This is a genomic window from Rhizobacter sp. Root1238 (assembly GCF_001425825.1).
In the GTDB taxonomy this organism is placed as follows: Bacteria; Pseudomonadota; Gammaproteobacteria; order Burkholderiales; family Burkholderiaceae_C; genus Rhizobacter.
In genome coordinates this window covers 18,134-43,359 of sequence record NZ_LMDM01000001.1, presented here as the reverse complement: position 1 = coordinate 43,359, position 25,226 = coordinate 18,134, and the positions used below count along the sequence as shown (strand labels likewise).

The 25,226-nt window shown below is 69.5% G+C and carries 18 protein-coding genes; 16 read left to right on the top strand and 2 right to left on the bottom strand.

Annotated elements, in window-relative coordinates; translation table 11 throughout:
• Positions 1–64 precede the first annotated feature (64 nt).
• The 9 genes from gyrB (at position 65) to ASC98_RS00130 (ending at position 12,325) form a co-directional block, all read left to right on the top strand.
• A complete protein-coding gene (gyrB, locus tag ASC98_RS00170) occupies positions 65–2,581 on the top strand; it encodes a DNA topoisomerase (ATP-hydrolyzing) subunit B (RefSeq protein WP_056802769.1) in 2,517 nt (838 codons plus the stop codon).
• Positions 2,578–3,141, top strand: coding sequence for a dihydrofolate reductase family protein (locus tag ASC98_RS00165; RefSeq protein ID WP_369820429.1), 564 nt, complete (start codon positions 2,578–2,580; stop codon positions 3,139–3,141). Before gyrB ends, ASC98_RS00165 begins: the two co-directional genes overlap by 4 nt.
• A 132-nt stretch (positions 3,142–3,273) precedes the next feature.
• Positions 3,274–5,136: a sulfatase-like hydrolase/transferase gene (locus ASC98_RS00160; protein ID WP_162249252.1), complete on the top strand. Its 1,863-nt coding sequence runs from the start codon at positions 3,274–3,276 to the stop codon at positions 5,134–5,136.
• Positions 5,137–5,253: 117 nt separating this feature from the next.
• The gene (locus ASC98_RS00155; protein WP_056804640.1) at positions 5,254–5,910 is read left to right on the top strand and encodes a DUF3348 domain-containing protein; all 657 of its coding nucleotides are present in this window, start codon (positions 5,254–5,256) and stop codon (positions 5,908–5,910) included.
• Entirely contained in the window at positions 5,907–7,718 is a 1,812-nt protein-coding gene (locus tag ASC98_RS00150; RefSeq protein WP_056802656.1) for a hypothetical protein, read from the top strand. The genes ASC98_RS00155 and ASC98_RS00150 overlap by 4 nt, the downstream gene beginning before the upstream one ends.
• Complete coding sequence (locus ASC98_RS00145) at positions 7,715–8,365, top strand: OmpA family protein (RefSeq protein ID WP_056802653.1); 651 nt, start codon at positions 7,715–7,717, stop codon at positions 8,363–8,365. Before ASC98_RS00150 ends, ASC98_RS00145 begins: the two co-directional genes overlap by 4 nt.
• Positions 8,358–8,933, top strand: coding sequence for a DUF2894 domain-containing protein (locus ASC98_RS00140; RefSeq protein WP_082541767.1), 576 nt, complete (start codon positions 8,358–8,360; stop codon positions 8,931–8,933). Before ASC98_RS00145 ends, ASC98_RS00140 begins: the two co-directional genes overlap by 8 nt.
• A gap of 127 nt (positions 8,934–9,060) precedes the next feature.
• Positions 9,061–11,220, top strand: coding sequence for a hybrid sensor histidine kinase/response regulator (locus ASC98_RS00135; protein ID WP_056802651.1), 2,160 nt, complete (start codon positions 9,061–9,063; stop codon positions 11,218–11,220).
• Positions 11,221–11,368: 148 nt separating this feature from the next.
• The gene (locus tag ASC98_RS00130; protein WP_082541766.1) at positions 11,369–12,325 is read left to right on the top strand and encodes a LysR family transcriptional regulator; all 957 of its coding nucleotides are present in this window, start codon (positions 11,369–11,371) and stop codon (positions 12,323–12,325) included.
• A 6-nt stretch (positions 12,326–12,331) separates the two neighbouring features.
• Here ASC98_RS00130 and ASC98_RS00125 read toward each other — a convergent pair whose 3' ends face one another.
• Positions 12,332–12,892 (bottom strand): carboxymuconolactone decarboxylase family protein, encoded by a 561-nt coding sequence (locus ASC98_RS00125; protein WP_056802646.1) that lies wholly within the window; start codon positions 12,890–12,892, stop codon positions 12,332–12,334.
• Between the two features lie 102 nt (positions 12,893–12,994).
• On the opposite strand from ASC98_RS00125, the gene ASC98_RS00120 reads away from it, so the two are divergent.
• The 3 genes from ASC98_RS00120 (at position 12,995) to ASC98_RS00110 (ending at position 18,520) form a co-directional block, all read left to right on the top strand.
• Complete coding sequence (locus tag ASC98_RS00120; RefSeq protein ID WP_056802645.1) at positions 12,995–13,909, top strand: SMP-30/gluconolactonase/LRE family protein; 915 nt, start codon at positions 12,995–12,997, stop codon at positions 13,907–13,909.
• 112 nt (positions 13,910–14,021) lie between these two features.
• Complete coding sequence (locus ASC98_RS00115) at positions 14,022–14,927, top strand: ABC transporter ATP-binding protein (RefSeq protein ID WP_056802642.1); 906 nt, start codon at positions 14,022–14,024, stop codon at positions 14,925–14,927.
• Complete coding sequence (locus tag ASC98_RS00110) at positions 14,924–18,520, top strand: M1 family aminopeptidase (protein WP_200952986.1); 3,597 nt, start codon at positions 14,924–14,926, stop codon at positions 18,518–18,520. The genes ASC98_RS00115 and ASC98_RS00110 overlap by 4 nt, the downstream gene beginning before the upstream one ends.
• Positions 18,521–19,082: 562 nt before the next feature.
• Here the strand turns inward: ASC98_RS00110 and rtcR are convergent.
• A complete protein-coding gene (rtcR, locus tag ASC98_RS00105) occupies positions 19,083–20,687 on the bottom strand; it encodes an RNA repair transcriptional activator RtcR (protein ID WP_056802639.1) in 1,605 nt (534 codons plus the stop codon).
• A gap of 681 nt (positions 20,688–21,368) precedes the next feature.
• On the opposite strand from rtcR, the gene ASC98_RS00095 reads away from it, so the two are divergent.
• Genes ASC98_RS00095 through rtcA form a run of 4 tightly spaced genes read left to right on the top strand, consistent with a single transcriptional unit; the run spans position 21,369 to position 25,215 of the window.
• The gene (locus ASC98_RS00095; RefSeq protein WP_369820428.1) at positions 21,369–22,502 is read left to right on the top strand and encodes a slipin family protein; all 1,134 of its coding nucleotides are present in this window, start codon (positions 21,369–21,371) and stop codon (positions 22,500–22,502) included.
• Positions 22,503–22,536: 34 nt separating this feature from the next.
• On the top strand, positions 22,537–23,766 hold the full coding sequence (locus ASC98_RS00090; protein WP_056802634.1) for an RtcB family protein: 1,230 nt from the start codon (positions 22,537–22,539) through the stop codon (positions 23,764–23,766).
• A 13-nt stretch (positions 23,767–23,779) separates the two neighbouring features.
• On the top strand, positions 23,780–24,172 hold the full coding sequence (locus tag ASC98_RS00085; protein ID WP_082541765.1) for a zinc-ribbon domain containing protein: 393 nt from the start codon (positions 23,780–23,782) through the stop codon (positions 24,170–24,172).
• Entirely contained in the window at positions 24,169–25,215 is a 1,047-nt protein-coding gene (gene rtcA / locus ASC98_RS00080; RefSeq protein ID WP_056802631.1) for an RNA 3'-terminal phosphate cyclase, read from the top strand. Before ASC98_RS00085 ends, rtcA begins: the two co-directional genes overlap by 4 nt.
• Positions 25,216–25,226 lie beyond the last annotated feature (11 nt).

Sequence of the window (25,226 nt, the reverse complement as noted above, 5' to 3'; positions counted from 1 at the left end):
TCCCGGGGCGTGATCCGCCCGCCGGCCGCCTGCCTCCGATGTATTCCATGAGTTCAACACCGCGATGACCGATTCCCTGAACACTCCCGACGACGGCGCCGCCAAGAAGGCGGCTGCAGATGCAGTGTCGAGCGCCTACGGCGAAGGCAGCATCCAGATCCTGGAAGGCCTGGAGGCCGTGCGCAAGCGCCCGGGCATGTACATCGGCGACACCTCCGACGGCACCGGGTTGCACCACCTGGTGTTCGAGGTGGTCGACAACTCCATCGACGAGGCGCTGGCCGGCTACTGTGACGACATCGTCGTGACCATCCACAGCGACAACGCGATCAGCGTCACCGACAACGGCCGCGGCATCCCGACCGGCGTCAAGATGGACGACAAGCACGAGCCCAAGCGCAGTGCGGCCGAGATCGCGCTGACCGAGCTGCACGCCGGCGGCAAGTTCAACCAGAACAGCTACAAGGTGTCGGGCGGGCTGCACGGCGTCGGCGTGTCGTGCGTCAACGCGCTGTCGAAGTGGCTGCGCCTCACCGTGCGCCGCGACGGCAAGACGCATTTCATCGAGTTCCGCAAGGGCGTGCCGCAAGACCGCGTGCTGGAGATGCGCGACGGCTTCGAGGTCAGCCCGATGAAGGTCACCGGCGACACCGAGAAGCGCGGCACCGAGGTGCACTTCCTGCCGGACGACGAGATCTTCAACAACATCGACTTCCACTACGACATCCTCAGCAAGCGGCTGCGCGAGCTGAGCTTCCTGAACAACGGCGTCAAGATCCGGCTGGTCGACGAGCGCAACAACAAGGAAGACAACTTCGCCTTCGCCGGCGGCGTGAAGGGCTTCGTCGACTTCATCAACACCGGCAAGAAGGTGCTGCACCCGAACATCTTCCACGCCACCGGCGACAAGCTGTCGGACCAGAACACCAACATCACCGCCGAAGTGGCGATGCAGTGGAACGACGGCTACAGCGAGAACGTCCTCTGCTTCACCAACAACATCCCGCAGCGCGACGGCGGCACCCACCTGACGGGCCTGCGCGCCGGCATGACGCGGGTGATCAACAAGTACATCGAGGACAACGAGCTCGCGAAGAAGGCGAAGGTCGAGATCACCGGCGACGACATGCGCGAAGGCCTGTGCTGCGTGCTGAGCGTGAAGGTGCCCGAGCCGAAGTTCAGCAGCCAGACCAAGGACAAGCTGGTGTCCAGCGAAGTGCGCGGCCCGGTGGAAGACGTGGTGAGCAAGGCGCTGACCGACTACCTGCTCGAGAACCCGGTCGACGCGAAGATCATCTGCGGCAAGATCGTCGAGGCGGCGCGGGCGCGTGAAGCGGCCCGCAAGGCGCGCGAGATGACGCGCCGCAAGGGCGTGCTCGACGGCATGGGCCTGCCGGGCAAGCTGGCCGATTGCCAGGAGAAGGACCCGGCGCTGTGCGAGATCTACATCGTCGAGGGCGACTCCGCAGGCGGCTCGGCCAAGCAGGGCCGGGACCGCAAGTTTCAGGCGATCCTGCCGTTGCGCGGCAAGATCCTGAACGTCGAGCGGGCGCGCTTCGAGCGGCTGCTGACGAGCAATGAAATCCTGACGCTGATCACTGCGCTGGGCACCAGCATCGGCAAGGACGAGTTCAACCCGGACAAGCTGCGCTACCACCGCATCATCATCATGACCGACGCGGACGTCGACGGCGCGCACATCCGCACGCTGCTGCTGACGTTCTTCTACCGGCAGATGCCGGAGATCGTCGAGCGCGGCCACATCTACATCGCGCAGCCGCCGCTCTACAAGGTGAAGCTCGGCAAGGAAGAGCAGTACCTGAAGGACGGTCACGAGCTGGACGGCTACCTGCTGAAGGTGGCGCTGAAGGACGCGAAGCTCGAGACCGGCGTCGGCGGCACGGTGCTGTTGGGCGAGACGCTCGAGACGCTGGCGCGCCAGTACGTGATGGCCAACAACGTGGTGGAGCGGCTGTCGAGCTGGATGGACATCGAGGCCTTGCGCGCGATGGCCAACGGGCTGGCGCTCGACCTCGATACGCTGGAGGCGGCCGAGGTGTCGGCGGCCGCGCTGAAGGGCGCACTGCACGATGCCGAGGTGACGGCCGAGTTCGATGCCCGCACCGACAAGCACATCCTGCGCATCAGCCGCATGCACCACGGCAACCGCAAGAGCAGCGTGATCAGCGCCGACTTCGTGCATGGTGCCGACTACGAAGCCTTGTCGACGGCCGGCCAGACCTTCAAGGGCCTGGTCAGCAGCGAGGCGGTGGTCAAGCGCGGCGAGGGCGAGAAGCAGAAGGAAGCCAAAGTCGGCGATTTCCGCCAGGCGATGGCGTGGCTGATCCAGCAGGCCGAATCGGCGGTGGGCCGCCAGCGCTACAAGGGGCTGGGCGAGATGAACCCGGCGCAGCTGTGGGAGACCACGATGGACCCGACCGTGCGCCGGCTGCTGAAGGTGCAGATCGACGACGCGATCGAAGCCGACCGCGTGTTCACGATGCTGATGGGCGACGAGGTGGAGCCGCGCCGGGAGTTCATCGAGACGAATGCGTTGAGGGCGTCGAACATCGACGTGTGACCGGGTCGGGTGCCGCTGTGCGAAAAGTCGTCCTGATCATGACCATGTCGATCGACGGGTACGTCGTCGCACCGGAAGGGATGTCGACGGGCGGTCTGCCTGAATCGGCGGAGCTCAAGCGCTGGAAACTGGATCGCATTCGTCGCGCCGGCACCCACATCATGGGCCGCGTGAGCTACGAGGAAATGGGGCCGTTCTGGCAACGGTCCGACGATGCCTATGCCGCGCCGATGAACGACATCCCGAAGGTCGTGTTCTCGAAAACGTTGAAGGAGGCGACCTGGCCGGAGTCCTCCATCGCGAGAGGCGACCTGCACGAGGACATCTCTGAACTGAAAAAGCAGGCCGGTGGCGAAATCATCGCGTGGGGCGGCGCAGCGTTCGCCCAGGCGTTGTCGAAGGCGGGGCTGATCGATGAGTACGTCATCCTGACCCGGCCCATCGCCTATGGCGGCGGCAAGCCGCTGTTCAGCGGTCTGGCAGACGCCCTCAAGCTCAAGGTTCTCGTGACAGCCGCTTACGACAACGGCACCTTGCTTCGGATCTACGCCCCGCGCTGAAACCAGCATCAAGCTGTACCTGGAGGCCGAAGGAGATCCCATGCTGCGATGCACACCGTCGGCGGACCCCGGCAGGCGACGCGTGAAATGAGTGACGTCGTCAACGACCCGGTCGCTGGCCGGACCACTCCGGTGTCCCGCCGCCTGTCGGCGCGGCAACTCGCGTGGGCCTGCGTCGCCATCGCAGGCGCCGTTCTGCTGATCGCGCCGTGTTTCTGGCCCTCCTTGTGGCCTTTCCCGCAGTCGACCCCGCTGCGGCTGTCGGTGGCCGCGGCCCTGGTGGTCTACCTGGGCCGCCGACGGCTCTCCGATGCCATCGTGCTGGCCATTCCGCCGCTCGCCGGTCCGTGGGTGGACGCCGATCTCGGCGCGCACGCGCTGCTGGTGGCGTGCCTGGTGCCGTACCTGCTCACGCTGCGGCCCCGCTTTGCCGCGGTGGCAGGAAGCACGCTGGTCGCACTGCTGCTGACGGCCATCGGCCTGAAGGAGCAATTTGCCGGCACCACGCTGACGTGGCAGGACATCCGCTTCTTCTTCCGGCAGTTCGCCGACAACGTCGGCGTGATGGCCAGCCAGCCCACGCTGCTCTGGTACGCCGGCGGTGCGCTGGGCCTGGCGGCGCTGGCCTGCGTCCTGGCCTGGCGGTCGAATCCGTCGCACCGCACCGCACGCTGGGCCGCCCCGGGCACCGCGGCGATGCTTGCGTTGTTCCTCGTCGTGCACAGCGGCGCCCTCGTGGCGCGCAAGGCCTCGCAGCTGAGCGCGGCAGGCGACGCATGGGTCATCGGAGAAGGCCAGCTCGCGCGGCCGATCCTGACCTTCTTCGCGACGGCCTTCTTCGAGCCTCGGTGGGAAGGAGGCGCGGCCGACACCGACGCGTTCCAGCGCGAAAGCCGCCAGCTGATCCCCGGCGCGGCACGAGACCGGCCGGCCGACATCGTCGTGTTCCTGCAGGAAAGCCAGTTCAACCCGGCTGCCCTCGCAGGCTGTCCGGCAGCCCTGTGCACACTTGACGCATTCGGCGCGACGAAACAGACCGTCGCACGTGGGCCGCTGCAGGTGCACACCTTCGGCGGTGGAACCTGGAAGTCGGAGTTCGCGTTCCAGACCGGTGTTCCGCACAGCGCATTCGGGCCGGCGGGCGAATTCGCGCCGTTCAACATCGCGCCCGGCACGCACCGTTCGTTCGTGCGGTCGTTGAAGGCCGCCGGTTACCGCACGGTGGCGCTGTACCCGACGCGCGGCGGCATGATGAATGGCCGCGCGGCCTATGCCGCCTACGGCTTCGACGCGTTCTACGACGCGACGGAGCAAGGCCTCTCCGGGGGCTACGACACCCCGGACGCGCTGGTGCATGCCGCCGCCCGCGAGGTTCTTGCGCGCGAACGGACGCACGACCAGCCGGTGTTCCTGTTCGCGCTGACGATCTTCAACCACGCCGAGCACGGCGTGGACATGGAGCGCGTGCCGGCCGGACTCGTCGCCGAGGCATCCAAGGTGTTTTCAGCCGAGGAAGCGCAGAGCGTCGCCGACTACCTGTGGCGCACGCGGGAGTTCGAGCGCGAGCTGAAGCTCACCCGCGCGGCGGTGCTGGACACCCCCAGGCCGGCAGTCTTCGCATGGTTTGGAGATCACCAGCCGCCGTTCGCGAACGCCATGACGCTGAGACAGCGCATGCAGTCGCTGCCGACGGAGTCCGGGACGGTGCCCGCGAAGTACCAGACGTGGTACGAGGTGTCGAGCAACCAGGGCCGTCCGTTCGCGAGACAGGCCGGCAAGCCGGCCGAAGCCGAGGCCGTGCGTGCGGTGGACATCGTGTTCCTGCCCGGCCTGCTCGCGCAGGCCGCCGGCGCGCCGCTGGACGATTGGCTGGCCGCCAACGTGTCGGCGCGAACCCGATGCGGCGGACTGCTGGAAGCCTGCCAGGTGCCGGCGGTGCGCGAGGCCTACCTCTCGTACCTGTGGCGGGACCTCAACGAGTTCGACCTGCCCTGAGCCCGGCCTTTCCGCTCCTGCCGAGCGCGACCGGGCGCCCATTCCCACCCCCCATGAACCAAGGGTGGCCGCCCCGGTAAAATCCGAGGTTTTTTCGTTGGCACCTTGACTGGCACCCTGGCGCGCGCACCGCGCCGCACACCTCTTTCCGGTTCCGCGCTGATCCGCTTGCTGGCTGCGCTGGGCGACGCCGACATCCCGGCGCCGAAGGACAGCTTTTCGGACGGGCTGTGCCGGTGGTTCGACTGGACGGACGCGATCTCGCTGTCATCGGCGCTGGACGGCCCGCAGGCGGCGGTGGCCGACCCACGCGCCGCGGCGAACGCGGCCGCCGCTGCTGCCGAGCGCGACTGCCGTCGCGTGCGCGAGGCGATCGCGAAGCTGGGTGCTTCCGCCGATCCCACCAGCGACGACTTCGCACCGCACCGCCAGCGCTACCTCGGCTGGCAGCAGGCGATGGAAGCGGGCATCGCGCCGCTGCGCCGCCGGGTGCGCGCATCGCTGTCGTCCGCCTCGCCGGCGCTGGCGCGCCTGGCGGCGGTGGACGCGGTGATGGACAAGGTCATCGGTGCCCGCGAACGCACGCTGCTGGCCACGGTGCCGGCATGGCTCGAACAGCACTTCGCGCGCGTGCAGGGCAGCCAGCCCGACGCCTGGCGCGACACCTTCTGCCAGGACATGCGCGAGGTCCTGCTCGCCGAACTGGACCTCCGAATGCAACCGGTCGACGGGCTCCTCGAAGCCCTTCGCGGGTCGTCACCAGACCAACCATGACCAGATTTCTCCCTCACGCCGTGTTCCTGACCGGCCTGGCCGCCCTCGGCTGGGTCGGTGCCGGCTATGTCGGCTCCCACCCGCTCGCGCTGTCCATCACCGCGCTCATCGGGGCGTTCTACGCGATCGGCGCGCTCGAACTGCATCGCTTCCGGCAGGCCACCGCCACGCTGGCCCGGGCCGTCGCCGGCCTGGCCGATCCGCTGCCCGCCCTGCGGCCATGGATCGACGGCGTGCCGGCGTCGCTGCAGAACGCGGTGCGACGCCGCATCGAAGGCGAATCCGCCGGCTTCCCCGGCCCGGCGCTGGCGCCCTACCTGGCCGGCCTGCTGGTGCTGCTCGGCATGCTCGGCACCTTCGTCGGCATGGTGTTCACGCTGCGCGGCACCGGCATGGCGCTCGACGCCTCGACCGACCTGCAGGCCGTGCGCGCCTCGCTGGTCGCGCCGGTGCAGGGCCTTGGGCTCGCCTTCGGCACCTCGATCGCCGGCGTGGCCGCCTCCGCGGCGCTCGGCCTGCTGTCGGCACTGGCCCGACGCGAACGCGTGCAGGCCTTGCAGCTGCTCGACGCGAAGATCGCCACCACGCTGCGTCCGTTCTCGGGCGTCCACCAGCGCGAGGAGTCGCTGAAGCTGCTGCAGCGCCAGGTCGAGCAGATGCCGGCGCTGGTCGATGGACTGCACGCCGTGATGCAGGCGATGGAGCGGCAGGCGGAGGCGTCGAACGCCCGCCTGCTGGCCAGCCAGGAACGCTTCCACGGCACGGCCGAGGCGGCATTCACCGCGCTCGCCTCGTCGGTCGACCGCACGCTGAAGGAGAGCCTCGCGGAAAGCGCCCGCCTCGCCGGCGCGACGATCCGCCCGGCCGTCGAGGCCACGATGGCCGGCGTTGCCCACGAGACCGCCGCGCTGCACCAGGCCCTCTCGACCACCTGGCAGTCGTCGCTCGACGGATTCGCGCAGGCCTTCGAGCAGCGCTCGACCGCACTGCTGAAGACGGTCGCGCAGGCGCACGCCGAGTGGCAGTCGGCCGCGGCCGCCCACGAGCAGCAGCGCCTCGCCGCGATGACGCACCGCCTCGAGTCGATGGCCGCCTCGTTGCGCAGCGAGTGGCAGCAGGCCGGCGCCCAGAGCCTCGCGCAGCAGCAGCAGGTCAACGAGACGCTGCAGCGCAGTGCCCGCGACATCGCCGCCCAGGTCGAATCGCAGGCGGCGGCCACCACCGCCGAGATCGCCCGCCTGCTGCAGGCCGCTGCCGAGGCCCCGCGCGCCGCTGCCGAGGTGATCGGCGAACTGCGCCGCCAGCTCTCCGACAGCATCGCCCGCGACAACACGCTGCTCGACGAGCGCGCCCGCATCCTCGGCACGCTCGGCAGCCTGCTCGACACCGTGCAGCACGCCGCCACCGAGCAGCGCAGCGCGATCGATGCGCTGGTCGGTTCGTCGGCTGCACTGCTCGACCGTGTCGGCACGCGCTTCGGCGAGCAGGTCGATGCGCAGACCGACAGGCTGGCCGCCGTTGCGGCCCAGGTCACCGGCAGTGCGGTCGAAGTGGCCAGCCTCGGCGAGGCCTTCGGCCTGGCCGTCGAGCTGTTCGGCCAGTCGAACGACAAGCTGGTGAACCAGCTGCAGCGCATCGACAGCGCACTGGGCAAGTCGCTGGCGCGCAGCGACGACCAGCTCGCGTACTACGTGGCCCAGGCGCGCGAGGTCATCGACCTGAGCCTGCTGTCGCAGAAACAGATCATCGAGGACCTGCAGCGCCTCGCGGGCAAGGCGGCGGCCCCGGCGGCCGTGGCGGTGCGGTGATGGAAGAGATCGACGCGGGCGGGGAATCGTCGATACCGGTCTGGGCGGTGTTCGGCGACCTGATGGCCGGCCTGCTCGGCGCCTTCGTGCTGATCCTGCTGTGCGCGATCGGCGCGCAGCTCGAGCTGGCGAGCCGGCTCGAGAACGAGGTGCGGCAACACCAGCTCGAGGAACAGCGCCGCCAGGCGCTGGAGCGTGCGCTGGCGGGGCCGCTGGCGGCCGGCCGGGTGACGCTCGACCACGGGCGCATCGGCATCAGCGGCAGCGTGCTGTTCGCCTTCAATTCCGCCGACCTGCAGCCCGAAGGCCGGCAGCTGCTGCAGAGCCTGGCCGCGCCGCTGGCGGCCTACCTGCAGGCGCGCGACGAGGTGTTGATGGTCAGTGGCTTCACCGACGACCGCCAGGTGCGCGGCGGCAACCGGCAGTTCGCCGACAACTGGGAACTGTCGGCCCAGCGCGCGCTGACGGTGACGCGCACGCTGATCGAGGAAGGCCTGCCGTCGTCGTCGATCTTCGCGGCGGCATTCGGCTCGGAGCAGCCGGTGGCGCCGAATGCCGATGCGCAGGGGCGCTCGAAGAACCGGCGCGTCGAGATGGCGCCGACACCGCGGCCCGCACGCGGTACCACTGCGGCGGCGCATGGCTGACGGCGCGCGGGCGGATCCGGCCCTCGAGCCCTGGCGCGAGCGCGGGGCGCCGCAGGCCGACCGGGTGCGCCTGCGCTTTCTCGAAGCGCTGGCCCGGCGGGCCGCGAACCACGAAGGCGCCGTGCGGCAGGTGCTCGACGAGCGGCTCGCGCAGCTGGTGGCGGCGCATCGGCACCGGCTGGACCCGCCGCAACCGCCGCACGACGAGCCGCGGCGGCCTGCCGACGGCGTTCCGGCAGCGCGCAGCGCGCTGGCCGACCTTGTCGCGGACCTCGGCGAGCGCTCCGCAGCGCGGACGCCGTCGGCCGCGAACCCGAAGCCCACGTCAATTGGTGCGGCCGTCGAACTGGAAACGCTGCCGTTTTTCAGGCGCACCTGGTCGCGGCTGAGTGCGGAGCAGCGCCTGGCGCAATCGCAGGCCGCACTGCCGCAGAACGCCGGCCCGCTGAATTCGCACCACCTGGTGCACCGCTCGCTGACCTTGATGCGCGAGCTGTCGCCCGGCTACTTCGACCGCTTCGTGGCCCATGTCGATGCGTTGCTGTCGTTGCAACAAGGGCCGGGCTGATCTGCGGCGGAATGCGCATCCTCAAACTTGCTGAACCGTGCCCGGGTGGAACTTCGGTTGGCGTGGACCGCCGGACGGGGCTATAACCGATCCACCGCAATGAGGGCACGGCGCAAGGCGTGCCGCGATGCAGGGAGCCGACGTGAGCGACGAGCCGAGTGCACAGGACTGGCGACAGCCGTTTCGACGCCTGGCCATCGGCGCGGCGCTCGCGCTGGCGGTGGTGGCGGGGTTCCTCGCGTTCTCGCTGTGGACCAGCCACCAGCGCTACCAGGCGGCGGCCGCCGACAACCTGCGCAACCTGACGCTGAACCTGGAGCGCTACCTCTTCACGCGATTGCAGGCAGCCGACCTGGTGCTGCAGTCGGCGGCGCAGGAGTACCGGCGGCTCAGCAGCCTGGGCCCGGTGCGCGCGGATCAGTTCACCGAGGTGCTGATCGGGCTGCAGCAACGCCTGCCCGAGGCGCCGGCGCTGCGCGCGGCCGATGCGGCCGGCCTGGTGCAGTACGGCGCCGGGGCCGATGCGCAGCGGGCGCTCAGCGTCGCGCATCGCCACTTCTTCCGGCAGGCCGTCAACACGCCGGGGCTGGTGCTCGGGCTGCCGCTGAAGTCGCGCATCACGTCGCGCTGGGTGCTGCCGATCGCGCACCAGCTGCGCGACGCGGGCGGTGCGCTGGCGGGCGTCGTGTACCTCAACATGGACCTCGACGAACTCGGCGACATCATGCGTTCGCTGCGCATCGGCGAGCGCGGCGTGATCACCGTCTTCAACGCCGACCGCGAGGTGCTGCTGCGCCTGCCGGAGGTGCCACTCGTCGCCGACGAGAAGCCGGCGCGCCTGAACTCGCCCGAGACGCAGCAGGCGGTGGCGAGCGGCCAGGTCGCCGGTGGGTTCGATACGCGCAGCTCGATCGACGCGCTGCGGCGCACCGTGATGTACCGCCAGCTGGGTCGCTACCCCGCCTACGTGCTGATCGGGCTCGAGTACGGCGAGATGATGGCGCCGTGGCAGCGCGAGGTGGCGATCGCGGTGGCGTTCTGGTTCGTCCTGGTGGCCGGCGTTGCCGCGCTGCTGGGCACGCAGTACCGGGCGGCACGGCACCGCGCGGCGGTGCTGTGCGAGCTGCAGGCGGCGCGTGAGCGCGCCGAGGCCGCCAGCCAGTCGAAGTCGCTGTTCCTCGCGAACATGAGCCACGAGATCCGCACGCCGCTGAACGGCGTGCTCGGCTTCGCGCAGATCGGCTTTCGCGACCTCACGTCGTCGCCCGAGGTGCGCAGCCGCTTCGGGCGCATCCTCGAATCCGGCAAGCTGCTGCAGGGCATCCTGAACGACGTGCTCGACATGTCGAAGATCGAGGCCGGCAAGCTGCTGCTCGACGAGACGCTGACGCCGCTGCGCCCGGTCGCGCAACGCGCGGTCGACCTGGTGCGGCAGGCCGCGGCCGACAAGGGTGTCGGGCTGCAGCTGCGGGTCGACGAGCGGGTGCCCGAGCTGATGCGGGTCGACGGGCTGCGGCTCGGGCAGGTGCTGCTGAACCTGCTGTCGAACGCAGTGAAGTTCACCGATGCGGGCGAGGTGTCGCTGAGCCTGCAGGTGGACCATGGCGAGCTGCTGGTCGAGGTCAGCGACAGCGGCGTGGGCATGTCGGCCGAGCAGGTGGGGCGGCTGTTCGTGTCGTTCGAGCAGGCCGATGCATCGACCACGCGGCGCTACGGCGGCACCGGGCTGGGCCTCGCGATCAGCAAGCGGCTGGTCGAGCTGATGAAGGGCTCGATCCGGGTGTCGAGCCGGGCGGGCGAGGGCTCGGTGTTCTGCGTGCGGCTGCCGTTGGCCGGTGCGATGCCGGCCGGCCCGTCCGTTGCCCACGCACCGGCCGTGGCCGTCGACGTGCCGGTGCGCGAGCGGCTGACCGGCCTGCGGGTGCTGGTGGCCGAGGACAACATCGTCAACCAGATCGTGATCCAGAGCCTGCTGGAAAGCGAGGGCGCGCAGGCCGACATCGTCGGCGACGGGCACCAGGCGGTGGCGCGCGTCTCGGCACCGGGCGCCCGCTACGACGTGGTGCTGCTCGACGTGATGATGCCGGGCATCGACGGCTACGAGACCGCGCGGCGCATCCACGCGCTGTACCCGCAGTTGCCGATCATCGGCCAGACGGCACATGCGCTGCCCGAAGAGCGCGAGCACTGCATCGCCTCCGGCATGGTCGACCGCGTGACCAAGCCGATCGATGCGGACGAGCTGGTGCGGGTGATGCTGCGGCATTTCCGCAGCCGGGTGACCTGAGCTGCGGCCATCTGCCGCAGGCCGGCGCCATCTGTCCGGACGATGGCGGTGACCCTCCCACCGGCGCGGGGGCCTAGAGTTCCGGGGTCACGAAAAACGGAGCAGGCGCCGTTCCGCCGCATTCCCCTTGATCGATCGCTTTCACGGCATGGACGTCTTCACCCGCGTGGTGGAGCTGGGCAGCTTCACGCGGGCCGGCCTCGCGCTGCAGATGCCGAAGGCGCGCGTGACCACGGTGATCCAGGCGCTCGAGGCGCACCTCGGCGTGCGGCTGCTGATCCGCACCACGCGGCGCGTCAGCCTGACCGACGAAGGCGCGCTGTACCACCAGCGCGCGCTCGCGATGCTGGGGCAGATGCGCGAGCTCGAAGGGGCGCTGCGCGATCCATCGGAGGCGCCGTCGGGCCGCTTGCGCGTCGACGTGCCGGCGGCGATGGGGCGGCAGGTGATCGCGCCGGCGCTGGCGGATTTCTTCCGCCGCTACCCCGAGATCGTGCTGGAGCTCGGCAGCTCCGACCGCCCGGTCGATCCGCTGGCCGAAGGCTACGACTGCGTCGTGCGGGCCGGCGAGGTGCACGACGAGCGGCTGGTCGCGCGGCCGCTCGGTCGCCTGCCGATCGTCACCTGCGCGGCGCCGGCCTACCTCGATGCGCACGGCACGCCGCGCACGCTGGACGACCTGGTGCAGCACCGCGTCGTCAACTTCTATTCGCCGCGCGACGGCCACCTGTTTCCGTTCGATTTCCACCACGGCGGCGAGCACCACGCGCTGCGCGGCACGCACCGCGTCGCCTGCAACGACGTCGACACCGCCATCGCGGCCGCCGTCGCCGGGCTGGGCCTGGTGCAGGCGCCGTGCAGCCGCACGGTCGTCGACCACCTGGCACACGGCCGGCTGGTGCAGGTGCTGGCCGACTGGAGTGCCGGCAGCCTGCCGCTCACGCTGCTGCATGCGCGCCTGCGCCACCCGGCGGCCAAGCTGCGGGCCTTCAGCGACTGGCTGGTGGTGCTGTTCCAGCGCGAGTTCGACGGCCTGCCGACGCCCATCGACGGGCGGCAGCCGTCGCCGTGGCTCGCGATGCTCGACCGACCGCCGCCGCGCTGAGCGTCTTCAGGGCGGCAGCACCGGCAGCGGGGCGATGTCGCCGCCCGGTTCGGCCGGGATGTGGCCGACGTTCAGCACCATCGACACCATCGCGAAGTACCCGACCAGGCCGGTCAGCTCGACGGCACCCGCTTCGGTGAATCGCGCGACCGTGCGCGCCCAAGTCGGTTCGCTGACGCCGTGCTGCGCCAGCAACTCGGTGCAGAAGTCATGCACCAGCGTTTCGTCGGCGTCCATCGTGTCGGGGCGGCGGCCGTCGCGCAGCGCGTCGATCGTGGCCTGCGCCGTGCCGGCCTGCAGTGCCAGCGCCACGTGCACCTTCCATTCGAACTGCTGCCGCCAGTGCCGCGCGACCAGCAGCGTCGCGAACTCGCTGACGCGCGCCGGCAGCGAGGTGCCGAAGCGCAGGAAGGCGCCCAGCTTCTGCACGTGGGCAAGCAGCTCGGGGCTGCGCAGCAGCGCGATGAACGGGCCTTTGACGGCCTTGCGCGGGCCGGCGATCAGTTCATCGGCAGCGGCGCGCTGGGCGGGCGTCATCGCGTGGTCGGGCAGGGGAGGTAATCGCATGGGGGTTCGCTCGCTGGCTCGGTGGTGGGATGAAGGCAGATGATGCCGCAGCTCCGATCGCCTACAGTCGGGGCCGGCAGCCGGCGCTGCCGGGAGCAAACCATGGCCGAGACAGATTTCGAGATCCTCGACGAGCGATTCCGCCACTGCGTGCGCACCAGCGCCCGCGTCGAGACGCTGCACCAGGGCCTGCGCTGGGCTGAGGGGCCGGTCTACGTGCCGGCCGGGCGCTACCTGCTGTGGAGCGACATCCCGAACGACCGGATGCTGCGCTGGGACGAGACCGACGGCCGCGTCAGCACCTTCCGCGCGCCGTCGAACTTCGCGAACGGCAACACGCTGGACCGACAGGGCCGGCTCGTCACCTGCGAGCACGGCTCGCGCAGCGTGACCCGCACCGAGCACGACGGCCGCATCACGACGCTGGTCGACCGGGTGCAGGGCCGGCGGTTGAACAGCCCGAACGACCTGGTCGTGAAGTCGGACGATTCGATCTGGTTCACCGACCCGGCCTACGGCATCGACTCCGACTACGAAGGCCACCGCGGCGACAGCGAGACCGACGGCTGCCACGTCTACCGGCTCGACCCGCGCAGCGGCGACTGCGTGCGCGTTGCCGACGACTTCGTGCGGCCGAACGGCCTCGCGTTCTCGCCCGACGAATCGAAGCTCTACATCGTCGACAGCGGCGTCACCCACCAGCCGGGCGGGCCGCGCCACATCCGGGTGTTCGACGTGAACGCCCGCGGCGGGCTGTCGGGCGGTGAGGTGTTCGCCACCTGCAGCGCCGGGCTGTTCGACGGTTTCCGCGTCGACGATGCCGGCCGGCTGTGGTGCGGCGCGGCCGACGGCGTGCATTGCCTCGCGCCCGACGGCACGCTGATCGGCAAGGTGAAGACGGCCGAGCGCGTCGCCAACGTCGTGTTCGGCGGACCGAAGCGCAACCGGCTGTTCCTGTGCGCGACCAGCTCGCTGCTGTCGGTGCTGCTGGCGGTCAACGGCGCGAAGACGTTCTGATCCTGGCGGTCGACGGCCTGTCCGTCCTGGCGTGCTTCCTGTCGCGCCGCGATGGCATGTCGTCGCGCCGTCCGTAGAGTCCCCCGTTTCCCCACCTCCGACGGAGATCCGCATGCTGACCATCGCCCAGCTGTCGCACACCTATGCCAACGGCACCCGCGCGCTCGACAACGTGACGCTCGACATCCCGCGCGGCATGTTCGGGCTGCTCGGGCCGAACGGTGCCGGCAAGTCCTCGCTGATGCGCTGCCTGGCGACGCTGCAGCAGCCGAGTGCCGGCCGCATCGCGTTCGACGGCATCGACGTGCTGGCCGAGCCGGCGAAGCTGCGCGCGGTGCTGGGCTACCTGCCGCAGGACTTCGGCGTCTACCCGCGGGTGTCGGCGTACGACATGCTCGACCACCTGGCCGTGCTGAAGGGCGTGGCCGGGCGCGGCGAGCGCCGCGAGACGGTGGAGTCGCTGCTGCAGCAGGTCAACCTGTGGGACGTGCGCAAGAAAGCCATCGCCGGCTTCTCGGGCGGCATGCGCCAGCGCTTCGGCATCGCGCAGGCGCTGATCGCGAACCCGCGGCTGATCATCGTCGACGAGCCGACCGCCGGCCTGGACCCGGAGGAGCGCAACCGCTTCAACAACCTGCTGGCCGAGATCGGCGAGAACGTCGTCGTGATCCTGTCGACCCACATCGTCGACGACGTGACCGACCTGTGCCCGCGGATGGCGATCCTGGTCGGCGGGCGCATCGTGCGCAGCGGCACGCCGCAGGCGCTGATCGCCGAGATGGTCGGACGCGTCTGGCAAGGCGAGGTCGCGAAGGAAGAACTGGCCGACGCACGCAGCCGCATGGACGTGATCGCGACCCGGCTGCGCGGCGGCCGGCCGGTGGTGCACGTGCTGGCCGACGATGCGCCGGCAGCGGGCTTCGTACCGGTGGAGGCGGGGCTGGAGGACGTGTACTTCTCGACGCTGCATGCGCATCGGCGCGAGGCCGCCGTGGCCGCGACCGAGGCCGTGGCATGAGCGGCGGCATGCTCGGGCACGTCACCCGTTTTGAAGTCCGCTACCAGCTGAAGAGCCCGGTCTTCTGGGTCGGCTGCCTGATGTTCTTCCTGCTGTCGTTCGGGTCGGTCACGGTCGACACGATCCAGATCGGAAGCCGCGGCAACGTGCACCTGAACTCGCCGTTCGCGATCCTGCAGACGCTGGCGATCATGAGCCTGTTCGCGGTGTTCGTGGTGGTTGCGATGGTGTCCAACGTCGTGATCCGCGACGACGAGACCGGCTTCGCGCCCATCCTGCGGTCGACACGGCTCGGCAAGGGGGCCTACCTGGTCGGCCGCTTCATCGGCGCGAACCTGGCCGCGTTGCTCGTGCTGGCGTCGATCCCGCTCGGCATCCTGGTCGGCGTCGCGATGCCGTGGGTCGACGGCGAGAAAGTCGGCGCATTCCATCTGGCGCACTACCTGTACGCGCTGTTCGCGTTCGCGCTGCCGACGCTGCTGATCGTGTCGGCGCTGTTCTTCGCGGCCGCCACCGCGACGCGCTCGATGATGTGGACCTACGTCTGCGCGGTCGCGATGCTGGTGCTGTACTTCGTGATGCGCGGCCTGCTGCGCAACCCGCAGTACGACGCCATCGCGGCGCTGCTCGACCCGTTCGGGCTGTCGGCGCTGGGCATCGCGACCAAGTACTGGACGGCCGCCGAGCGCAACACGCTGCTGCCGGCGATGGCGGGACCGATGCTGGCGAACCGGCTGCTGTGGTCCGGCATCGCGCTGGCGGTGTTCGCGCTGGCCTGCCGGCTGTTCCGCTTCGAGCAGCGCGGCGCACCGGCGACCAAGGTGTCGAAGGAGAGGGACGCCGCGTCCGACAGCGCCGCAGCGCCCACCGCGATCGGTGCACTGCCGCTGGCGCGCGCCGATGCGCGGACGCGCCGTGCGCAGCTGTGGCGGCTCGCGCGCTTCGACATGGCCTTCGTGTTCCGCAGCCCGGCGTTCTTCGTGCTGCTGGGCATCGGGGTGCTGAACGCCGGCGGCGCGCTGTGGTTCAGCGGCGAGTGGTACGGCAGCGGCTCGTACCCGGTGACGCGCCTGATGGTGCAGACCTTGGCCGGCACCTTCAGCCTGATGCCGATCATCATCGCGATCTTCTATGCCGGCGAGCTGGTGTGGCGCGACCGCGAGCGCCGCATGCACGAGATCGTCGACGCGACCGCCGCGCCCGACTGGGCGCACCTGCTGCCGAAGATCGTCGCGATCGCGCTGGTGCTGACGGCCAGCGCGGCGGTCGCGGTGCTGACCGGCATGCTGGTGCAGGCGCTGAAGGGCTACACCCGCTTCGAGCCGGCGGCCTACCTGCTGTGGTTCGTGCTGCCGATGACGGTCGGTGCACTGCTGCTGGCGGTGCTCGCGGTCTTCGTGCAGGTGCTGGTGCCGCAGAAGTTCATCGGCTGGGGCGTGATGCTGCTGTACATCGTCGGCTCGGTCGCGCTGGCGGCAGCCGGCTTCGAGCACAACCTCTACAACTACGGCGGCACGCCGAACGTGCCGTTGTCGGACATGAACGGCCTCGGGCGTTTCTGGATCGCGCAGGCCTGGTTCCAGGTGTATTGGGGCGGCTTCGCACTGGTGCTGGCAGTGCTGTCGCATGCGCTGTGGCGGCGCGGTGCGAACCTCGCGCTGCGCCCGCGCTTGGTCTACATGCGCCATCACCTGCGCGGCGGGGCCGGCGCGCTGCTGGCGCTCGGCCTCGCGGTGTGGGCGGTCAGCGGCGGCTGGATCTACTACAACACCAACGTGCTGAACGCCTACGTGACGCAGCCGCAGCACGACGCCGAGCTGGCCCGGTTCGAGCGCGACTTCCTGGCCTACGAGAAGTTGCCGCAGCCGCGCATCACCGCGGTCACGCTGGACGTGCAGCTGTACCCGCGCGAGCCGCGAGCGGTGACGACCGGCAGCTACCTGCTGCGCAACCGCAGCGGCGCGCCGATCGACACGCTGCACCTGCTGTGGCCCGAGCGCACCACGCTCGACCGCGTCGAGCTGCCCGGCGCGACGCTGCAGCGCGAGTGGGCCGCGCAGCACTACCGCATCTACAAGCTCGAGCCGGCGATGCAGCCTGACGAGACACGGGTGCTGCGCTTCGCGACGACGCTGGCCGAACGCGGCTTTCCGAATGGCCAGCCGCTGACGCGCCTGGTGGACAACGGCAGCTTCGTGAACAACGCGGAGATCGCGCCGGCCATCGGCATGTCGCGCGACGGGCTGCTGAAAGACCGCGCGAAGCGCCGCAAGCACGGCCTGACGCCGGACCTGCGGCCGCCGACGCTGGAAGACGAGTCGGGGCGCGCCGACAACGGCTTCCGCAAGGACAGCGACTGGGTCGACGCCGACATCACGGTGACCACCGACGCCGACCAGACCCCGATCGCGCCGGGCTACACCGTCAGCGACACGACGACCGGCGGGCGGCGCACGGTGCACTTCAAGCCCGATGCGCCGATCAACCACTTCTTCTCGATCCAGTCGGCGCGCTATGCGGTGCTGCGCGACCGCTGGAAAGACGTCGACCTCGCGGTCTACCACCAGCCGGGCCACGAGTTCAACGTCGACCGGATGATGCAGGCGATGAAGCTGTCGCTCGAGCTGTTCAGCGAGAAGTTCTCGCCGTACCAGTTCAGGCAGGCGCGCATCCTGGAGTTCCCGTCGTATGCCGATTTCGCGCAGTCGTTCGCCAACACCATCCCGTACTCGGAGAACATCGGCTTCATCGCGCGGCTGACCGACCCGCAGAAGATCGACGTGGTGACCTACGTGACGGCGCACGAGATCGGCCACCAGTGGTGGGGCCACCAGCTGGTGCCGAGCTCGCAGCAGGGGGCCGAGCTGCTGGTCGAGAGCTTCGCGCAGTACTCGGCGCTGCTGGTGATGGAGAAGATGTACGGGCGCGACCAGATCCGCCGCTTCCTGAAGTACGAACTCGACCGCTACCTGCGCCAGCGCGGCGGCGAGGTGGTCGAGGAACTGCCGCTCGCACGGGTCGAGAACCAGGGCTACATCCACTACCAGAAAGGCTCGCTCGCGATGTACTGGCTGAAGGAGGTGGTCGGCGAGGAGGTCGTGAACCGGGCGCTGTCGAAGATGCTGAAGGAATACGCCTTCAAGGCCGCACCCTACCCGAACAGCCGCGACTTCCTGCGCATCCTGCGCGCCGAGGCCGGCCCGCAGCACGATGCGCTGATCACCGACCTGTTCGAGAAGATCACGCTGCTCGACCTGAAGGCCACCGCCGCGACCGCGACGAAGCGCGCCGACGGCCGCTACGACCTGGTGCTGCAGGTCGAGGCGCGCAAGCTGTATGCCAATGGCAAGGGGCAGGAGACCGAGGCACCGTTGGACGAACCGGTCGACATCGGCGTGTTCAGCGCCGAGCCGGGCAAGGAGGGCTTCGGCGCGGCATCGGTGCTGCACTTCGAGCGCCTGCCGGTGCACAGCGGCAAGCAGTCGATCGCGCTGGTGGTGGACCGGCCGCCGGCCTTCGCCGGGGTCGACCCCTACAACAAGCGCATCGACCGCATTTCGGAAGACAACCTCGTGAAGGTCGAGTTGAAGTAAATGCTTGAGTATTTGCTTGACGAACCGGTAAAGAGTTTTTACGATCCGCGCCTTGCTTGAAAAAGCGCACCGAATCGTCGAATCCGAGGACCTCATCGTGATCAGCCGCCACCTTCCCCGTCACCTGCAGCAAGCCGCCCGCGCATCGGGCGAGTGCCTCTGCATGGCGATGGGCAAGAAGGGTTACGGCAACGATCGACGGCATCCGGGAGAAGGCAGGGCGTAGGCCCACCCTTCGACTCTGTTCGCAGAGGCCCGGATTCCGCCAAGGATCCGGGCCTCTTTGCTTTTGAAGTGCTTTTCCTGAATGCGCCACCCGCTCCACTTCGGGTGTGCCCTTGCCCTCCGCGACCGCATCCAATGGTGTTGGCGGCGCGGGATGTGCGCGGTCCGGACCCGGACCCCGTGCAGCGAGACACCACATCCGACGGGATGCTCGCGCTTGGACACAGCCGAAGTGCAGTGGACGCCGACGGAGCCGGCCCTGAACGACATACCGCGCGGCGCGATGCCGTGCGGCCAGGGCCAGGGGGTTCGATTCCCCCGCCGCGGCGCCCGGCTGTCACCCCTCGGCGGTCACCCGGTCCCAGCTGAGGCCGTGCTTCGCGAGGTACTTGCGCAGCCGGTCGGCATCGTTGACGACGCTGCGTTGCCGGCGGGACACGTCGAACAGCTGGCGTCCCGCCTCGGACAGGCTGCGCGAGCGGCGGCAGGTCTGCACGACGGCCTGCAGTTGCAGCCGGTCGAACAGGTCGAGGGCCGCGGCGGCGTCGCCGAGCAGCGCGTCGAGGTCGACGCCGTCGCTCGCCGGCGCGTCGCCCGCCGGGTGCTCCCACAGCCAGCGCAGCCGCTGCAGCTCGGCATCGACCAGCGCCGACGAGATGCGGCCGCCGTCGGCCAGCGTCGCCAGCCGCGTGATGCTCGCCGACAGGTCGCGGAAGTTGCCGCGCCACAGCGCTTCGGGCGATTGTGCGAAGCGCAGGTACTGCGCGCGGGCCTCGGCGTTGAAGCGCACCGCGCGGCCGTTCTCGGCCGCTGCGCGGGCCAGCAGGTGCTCGATGTTCGGCTCGATGTCTTCCGGCCGCTGCGCGAGGCCCGGCAGCACGTAGCTCCACAGGTTGATGCGGGCGTACAGGTCTTCGCGGAAGCGGCCCTCGGCCACGTCGATGCGCAGGTCGCGGTTGGTGCCGACCATCAGCTGGAAGTCGCTCGCCACCTCGCGGTCGCTGCCCATCGGGTAGAAGCGCTTCTCCTCCACCGCCTTCAGCAGCATCGCCTGCTCGTCCAGGCCCAGCTCGCCGATCTCGTCCAGGAACAGCACCCCGCCGTGCGCGCTGCGCAGCAGGCCGGCGCGGTCGGCCGCCGCGCCGGTGAACGCACCCTTGCGGTGGCCGAACAGCGTCGACGCGGCGCCGTCGCCATGCAGCGTCGCGCAGTTGACTTCGACGAACTCGCCGCCGACCTGGTGGCGCGACTTCTTCAGCTCGAACATGCGTCGCGCGAGGTGCGACTTGCCGGCGCCGGTCGGGCCGGTCAGCAGGATCGGCGCGCGCGAGCGCACCGCCACGCGCTCGATCTCGTCGATCAGCGCATTGAAGGCGCGGTTGCGGGTCGCGATGCCGTCCTTCAGGAAGTCGACCGCATCCTGCTGCGCCTGGTGGAAGCGCTTGGCGAGCACGTCGTAGCGCGACAGGTCGAGGTCGATCAGCGTCAGGCTGCCGGGGTTGTCGTGCGTCTGCTTCTTCGGCGGCGCGGTCTGCAGCAGCACGCCGGGGATGAAGCGCGACTCGACCATCAGGAACATGCAGATCTGCGCGACGTGGGTGCCGGTCGTGATGTGGGCGCGGTACTGCTCGCGCTCGGTGTCGAACGGATAGGCGCGGACCCAGTCGTAGAGCGCGCCGTACATCTCGCCGAAGTCCCACGGGTCGGCCACGTCCATCGGGATCAGGTTGACCTGCGTCTCGGGCGAGACCGACGCGATGTCGCGCTGCACCTGCTGCGCCAGGCCGAGGTGGCGCGGCGTGTGGATCAGCTCGATGCGGTGCACGACGACGTCGGGCTGCTGCACCAGCGAGACGGTGGGACGCCACTTCTCCCAGCGGCCGGCGCCCTGGCCGGCGTCGAGCTGGGTGCCGAGGAAGCCGATGACGACGGTTTGCTTCATGCGCTTGAATGCTAGAGGGCTAGCGAATATTCTAGATTCGATCTGTCCCGGTTCAGGCAGTCGGGAACGACCGGAGCCGGTGATTTGATTAAAAGCGTTGTGCGACAGGCACTTGCATCTGCGCGTTGGCTCGGCCCGACGTGCTGGCACGCGCTCTGCAATGGAAGGAGGGTCCTGACGCAAACGAAGAGTGCAATGGCCAGGGGTTGAGGCGAAGGCCTGCCCCGCCGGCGCAGGGGACCCGGGGTGTCACAGCCCTGTCGGTGTCTTGCGTACCGCGCTTCGGGAATGTCGGGTGTGAGGGCAGTCAGGTGAACGCACGCAAGTCGCGCCGGGTTCGAGTCCCGGGCTGCCCGCCCTCTGTAGCTCAGCGTGGTAGAGCAACTCGTTTTCAACGGGTCCGTCGCGGGTTCGACTCCCGCCAGGAAAGCCGGCCGAAAGGCCTTTGTCATGCCGGGTCGAAAGACCCACGCCGAATGCGGAAGAGGGCCGGCCCGTCCGGAACGATTCCGTCAGCAGCGGCGGCCCGCACTGGGAAACCGGTCGGCCCTTGCCCGCACCCCTCGCCACGGCCGCGGTCGTGGCGAGCGTTGCGAAGCCAGCGGCCGGTGCGATCTCCGTCCGCCGACGCTGCTGTAACGGCACCTTTTCGATGAGAAGAACGAGGAGAAGAAGATGTTGATGTTCGAACGTGTGATAGTGAAGAAGAGCGAGCGCGGCCTGCTGCTGCGCAACGGCGATTTCGAGCGCGTGCTCTCGCCCGGCTGCCACTGGCTGTTCAAGGGCCTGGACCGCCTGCGCGTCGAGACCTTTGCGCTCGACCAGCCTGCGTTCACGCATGGCCTGGCCGACTACCTGATGGCCAAGGAGCCTGCAGTGGTCGCGGCCGAGTTCATCAAGGTCGAGTTGTCGGAGACGCAGGTGGGCCTGCGCAGCGACAACGGCGTGCTGGTCGAGGTGCTCGCGCCGACCACGCGGCGCCTGTACTGGAAGGGCCTGGTGGACGTGGCAGTGGAAGTGGTCGATGTCGCCGCCGGCGCGGAGCTGTCGCCGGGGTTGACCGCCCGGCTGGCACAGACGCAGATGCGCAGCCGCGGCGTGTCCGGCCTGGCCGGCGTTCTGCAGGTGCAGGTGAACGAGTTCGCCGCCGGCATCCTGTGGATCGACGGCAAGGTCGATCGCGTGCTCGGGCCTGGTTCGTATGCGTTCTGGAAGTTCAACCGCACCGTCTCGGTCGACCTGGTGGACCTGCGCCTGCAGGCCGTGGACGTGAGCGGCCAGGACATCCTGACGCGCGACAAGGTCAGCCTGCGCCTGAACCTGGCCGCCACCTACCGTGTCACCGACGTGCTGAAGGCGTACACGCAGCTGCAGAAGCCTGCCGAGCATCTCTACCGTGAGCTGCAGTTCGGCCTGCGCGCCGCGGTGGGTACCCGCAGCCTCGACGAGTTGCTCGAGAACAAGGCGGTGATCGACGAAGTGGTGACCGGCCATGCGCGAGCCAGGCTCGCGGACTACGGCCTGGCGCTGGAGAGCGTGGGCGTGAAGGACATCGTGCTGCCCGGCGAGATGAAGACGATCCTGGCGCAGGTGGTCGAGGCGCAGAAGGCGGCCGAGGCCAATGTGATCCGCCGCCGCGAGGAAACGGCGGCCAGTCGCTCGTTGCTCAACACGGCCAAGGTGATGGAGGACAACCCCACCGCGCTGCGCCTGAAGGAGCTGGAGACGCTGGAGCGCGTGGCCGAGCGGATCGACAAGATCTCGGTGTTCAGCGGACTGGATGGCGTGCTGAACGGGCTGGTGAAGTTGGCCTGAGCGGCCAGTGAACGACAAAGAGAGAGGAAGAGAAATGGAAACCCTGAAGAACTACGACACCGAAATCATCGAAGGCGGCGTGCCCGTCAAGATGTGGACCCGCGGCGTGCCGGTCGAGGCCGAGGCGAAGCAGCAGCTCGCGAACGCGGCCCGCCTGCCGGTCGTCTTCAAGCACGTCGCGGCGATGCCCGACGTGCACCTGGGCATCGGCGCGACGGTCGGCTCGGTGATCCCGACGCTGCGCGCGATCATCCCGGCCGCGGTCGGCGTCGACATCGGCTGCGGGATGATGGCCTGCAAGACCACGCTGCGCGCGGAAGACCTGCCGGACAACCTGGGCCCGCTGCGTGCGGCGATCGAGCGCTCGGTGCCGCACGGCTCGACGCCGCGCCACCGCGGCCGCGACCAGGGCAGCTGGGAGAACCCGCCGGAGACCGTCGACCAGGTGTGGGCGACGCTCGTCGACGAGTTCGATGCGCTGTGCGAGCTGCACCCGCGCCTGAAGAACACCAACAACCGCAAGCACCTGGGCACGCTGGGCGGCGGCAACCACTTCATCGAGGTCTGCCTCGATGAAGCGGGCGCCGTCTGGTTCATGCTGCACTCGGGTTCGCGCGGTGTCGGCAATGCGATCGGCACCCACTTCATCGAACTGGCGAAGAAGGATGCCGAACAGCACCAGCGCAACCTGCCCGACCAGGACCTGGCGTACTTCGAGGAAGGCGCGCAGTACTTCGGCGACTACGTGCGCGGTGTCGGCTGGGCGCAGAAGTTCGCGGCCCGCAACCGCGAGGTGATGATGACCAACCTGATCGCCACCGTGCGCCAGGTGATCGCGAAGCCGTTCGAGACGCACGTCGAGGCGGTGAACTGCCACCACAACTACGTGCAGCAGGAGCGCCACTTCGGCGAGGACGTGTTCGTCACCCGCAAGGGCGCGGTCAGCGCGAAGCGCGGCCAGATGGGGATCATCCCGGGCAGCATGGGTGCGCGCAGCTTCATCGTGCGCGGCCTCGGCAACCCGGAGAGCTTCGACAGCTGCAGCCACGGCGCCGGCCGCGTGATGAGCCGCACCAAGGCGAAGAAGCTGTTCAGCGTGGCCGACCACGCGAAGGCGACCGAAGGCGTCGAGTGCCGCAAGGATGCCGACGTCATCGACGAGATCCCGATGGCCTACAAGGACATCGACGCGGTGATGGCAGCACAGAAGGACCTCGTGGAGGTCGTGCACACGCTGAAGCAGGTGGTGTGCGTGAAGGGATGAGAAGGGGCGTGTGATGAAGAGCGGAAAGCAGCGCCGCGCCGAGATCAAGGCGCGGCGCATCCAGCGTGCGGTGCGCAGCGGCGTCGATTGCTTCGCCCCGGTGTCCGTCCTTCCGGTGGGGGCGGTCGCGGCCGATCCGGAACAACTGCGCCACAACAACACGCATGGCCAGTTTCCGCTGTTCTATGTCGACCGTGCATTCAGTTGCCGCGATTGCAACCAGGCCCAGCTGTGGACGGCGAAACAGCAGAAATGGTGGTACGAGATCGCGAAGGGCAACATCTACAGCCACGCCGTTCGCTGTCGGCCGTGTCGCCGCGTCGAACAGGCGCGAATCGAGGAGGCTCGAAGCATTGCGCAGGCTGGACTGGCGCGCAAGCGGGAAGCGTTGGGGAACAAGGAATGACGATGATCGAACTCGACGGAGCCACCGGGGAGGGTGGCGGCCAGATCCTGCGCAGCGCGCTGGCGCTCGCGATGTGCACCGGCCAGGGCGTGGGGCTTCACAGCATCCGCGCCCGCCGACCGAAGCCCGGCCTGATGCGGCAGCACCTGGCCTGCGTGCAGGCGGCGCAGGCGGTCAGTGGGGCGCGGGTGCAAGGCGCCGAGGCCGGCTCGACGTCGCTGGTCTTCGAGCCCGGCACGGTGTGCGCCGGCGACCATGTCTTCAGCGTCGGCACGGCCGGCAGCGCGACGCTCGTGCTGCAGACGGTCTGGCCGGCGCTGATGCTGGCGGCCGGCACGAGCCGGCTGACGCTGGCCGGCGGCACGCACAACCCGATGGCGCCGCCGTTCCACTTCATCGAGCGCTGCTATGCGCCGCTGCTGCAGCGCCTGGGCGCTGGCAGCCGCCTGCAGCTGCGCCGCCACGGCTTCTTTCCGGCAGGTGGCGGCGAGTTCGTCGCCGAGATCCTGCCGGCCGTCGGCGGCTTGCAGCCGTACGACCTGCTGGAGCGCGGCCCGTTGAACAGCGCTTACGCGGAAGCGCTGGCAGCCGCCATCCCGCGCAGCGTGGCCTCGCGCGAACTCGCGATCCTGCAGCGCGAGTTCGGTTGGCCGGATGACGCCTTGCAGGTGCCGGTGCTGCGCCAGAACGAAGGCCCCGGCAACGCGCTGATGGCGACGCTCGCGCACGAGCATGTCACGGAGCTGGCGATCAGCTTCGGCGAGCGCGGCCGCAGCGCCGAGCAGGTCGCGTTGTCGCTCGCTGCGGAGCTGCGCGCGTACCAGGCCGGCACCGGCGCGCTCGGCCCGCACCTCGCCGACCAGTGGGTGCTGCCGCTCGCGTTGGCGGTGTGGCGCAGCGGCCGCACGGCGCGCTTCAGCTGCACCGAACTGACGGAGCATGCGCGGACGAACTTCGGCGTGATCGAACGCTTCCTGCCGGTGCGCATCGCGACCGACGGATCGCCTGGGCACTGGCGCGTGGGCGTTGCGCCGGTCGCCTGAACCCGACGGGC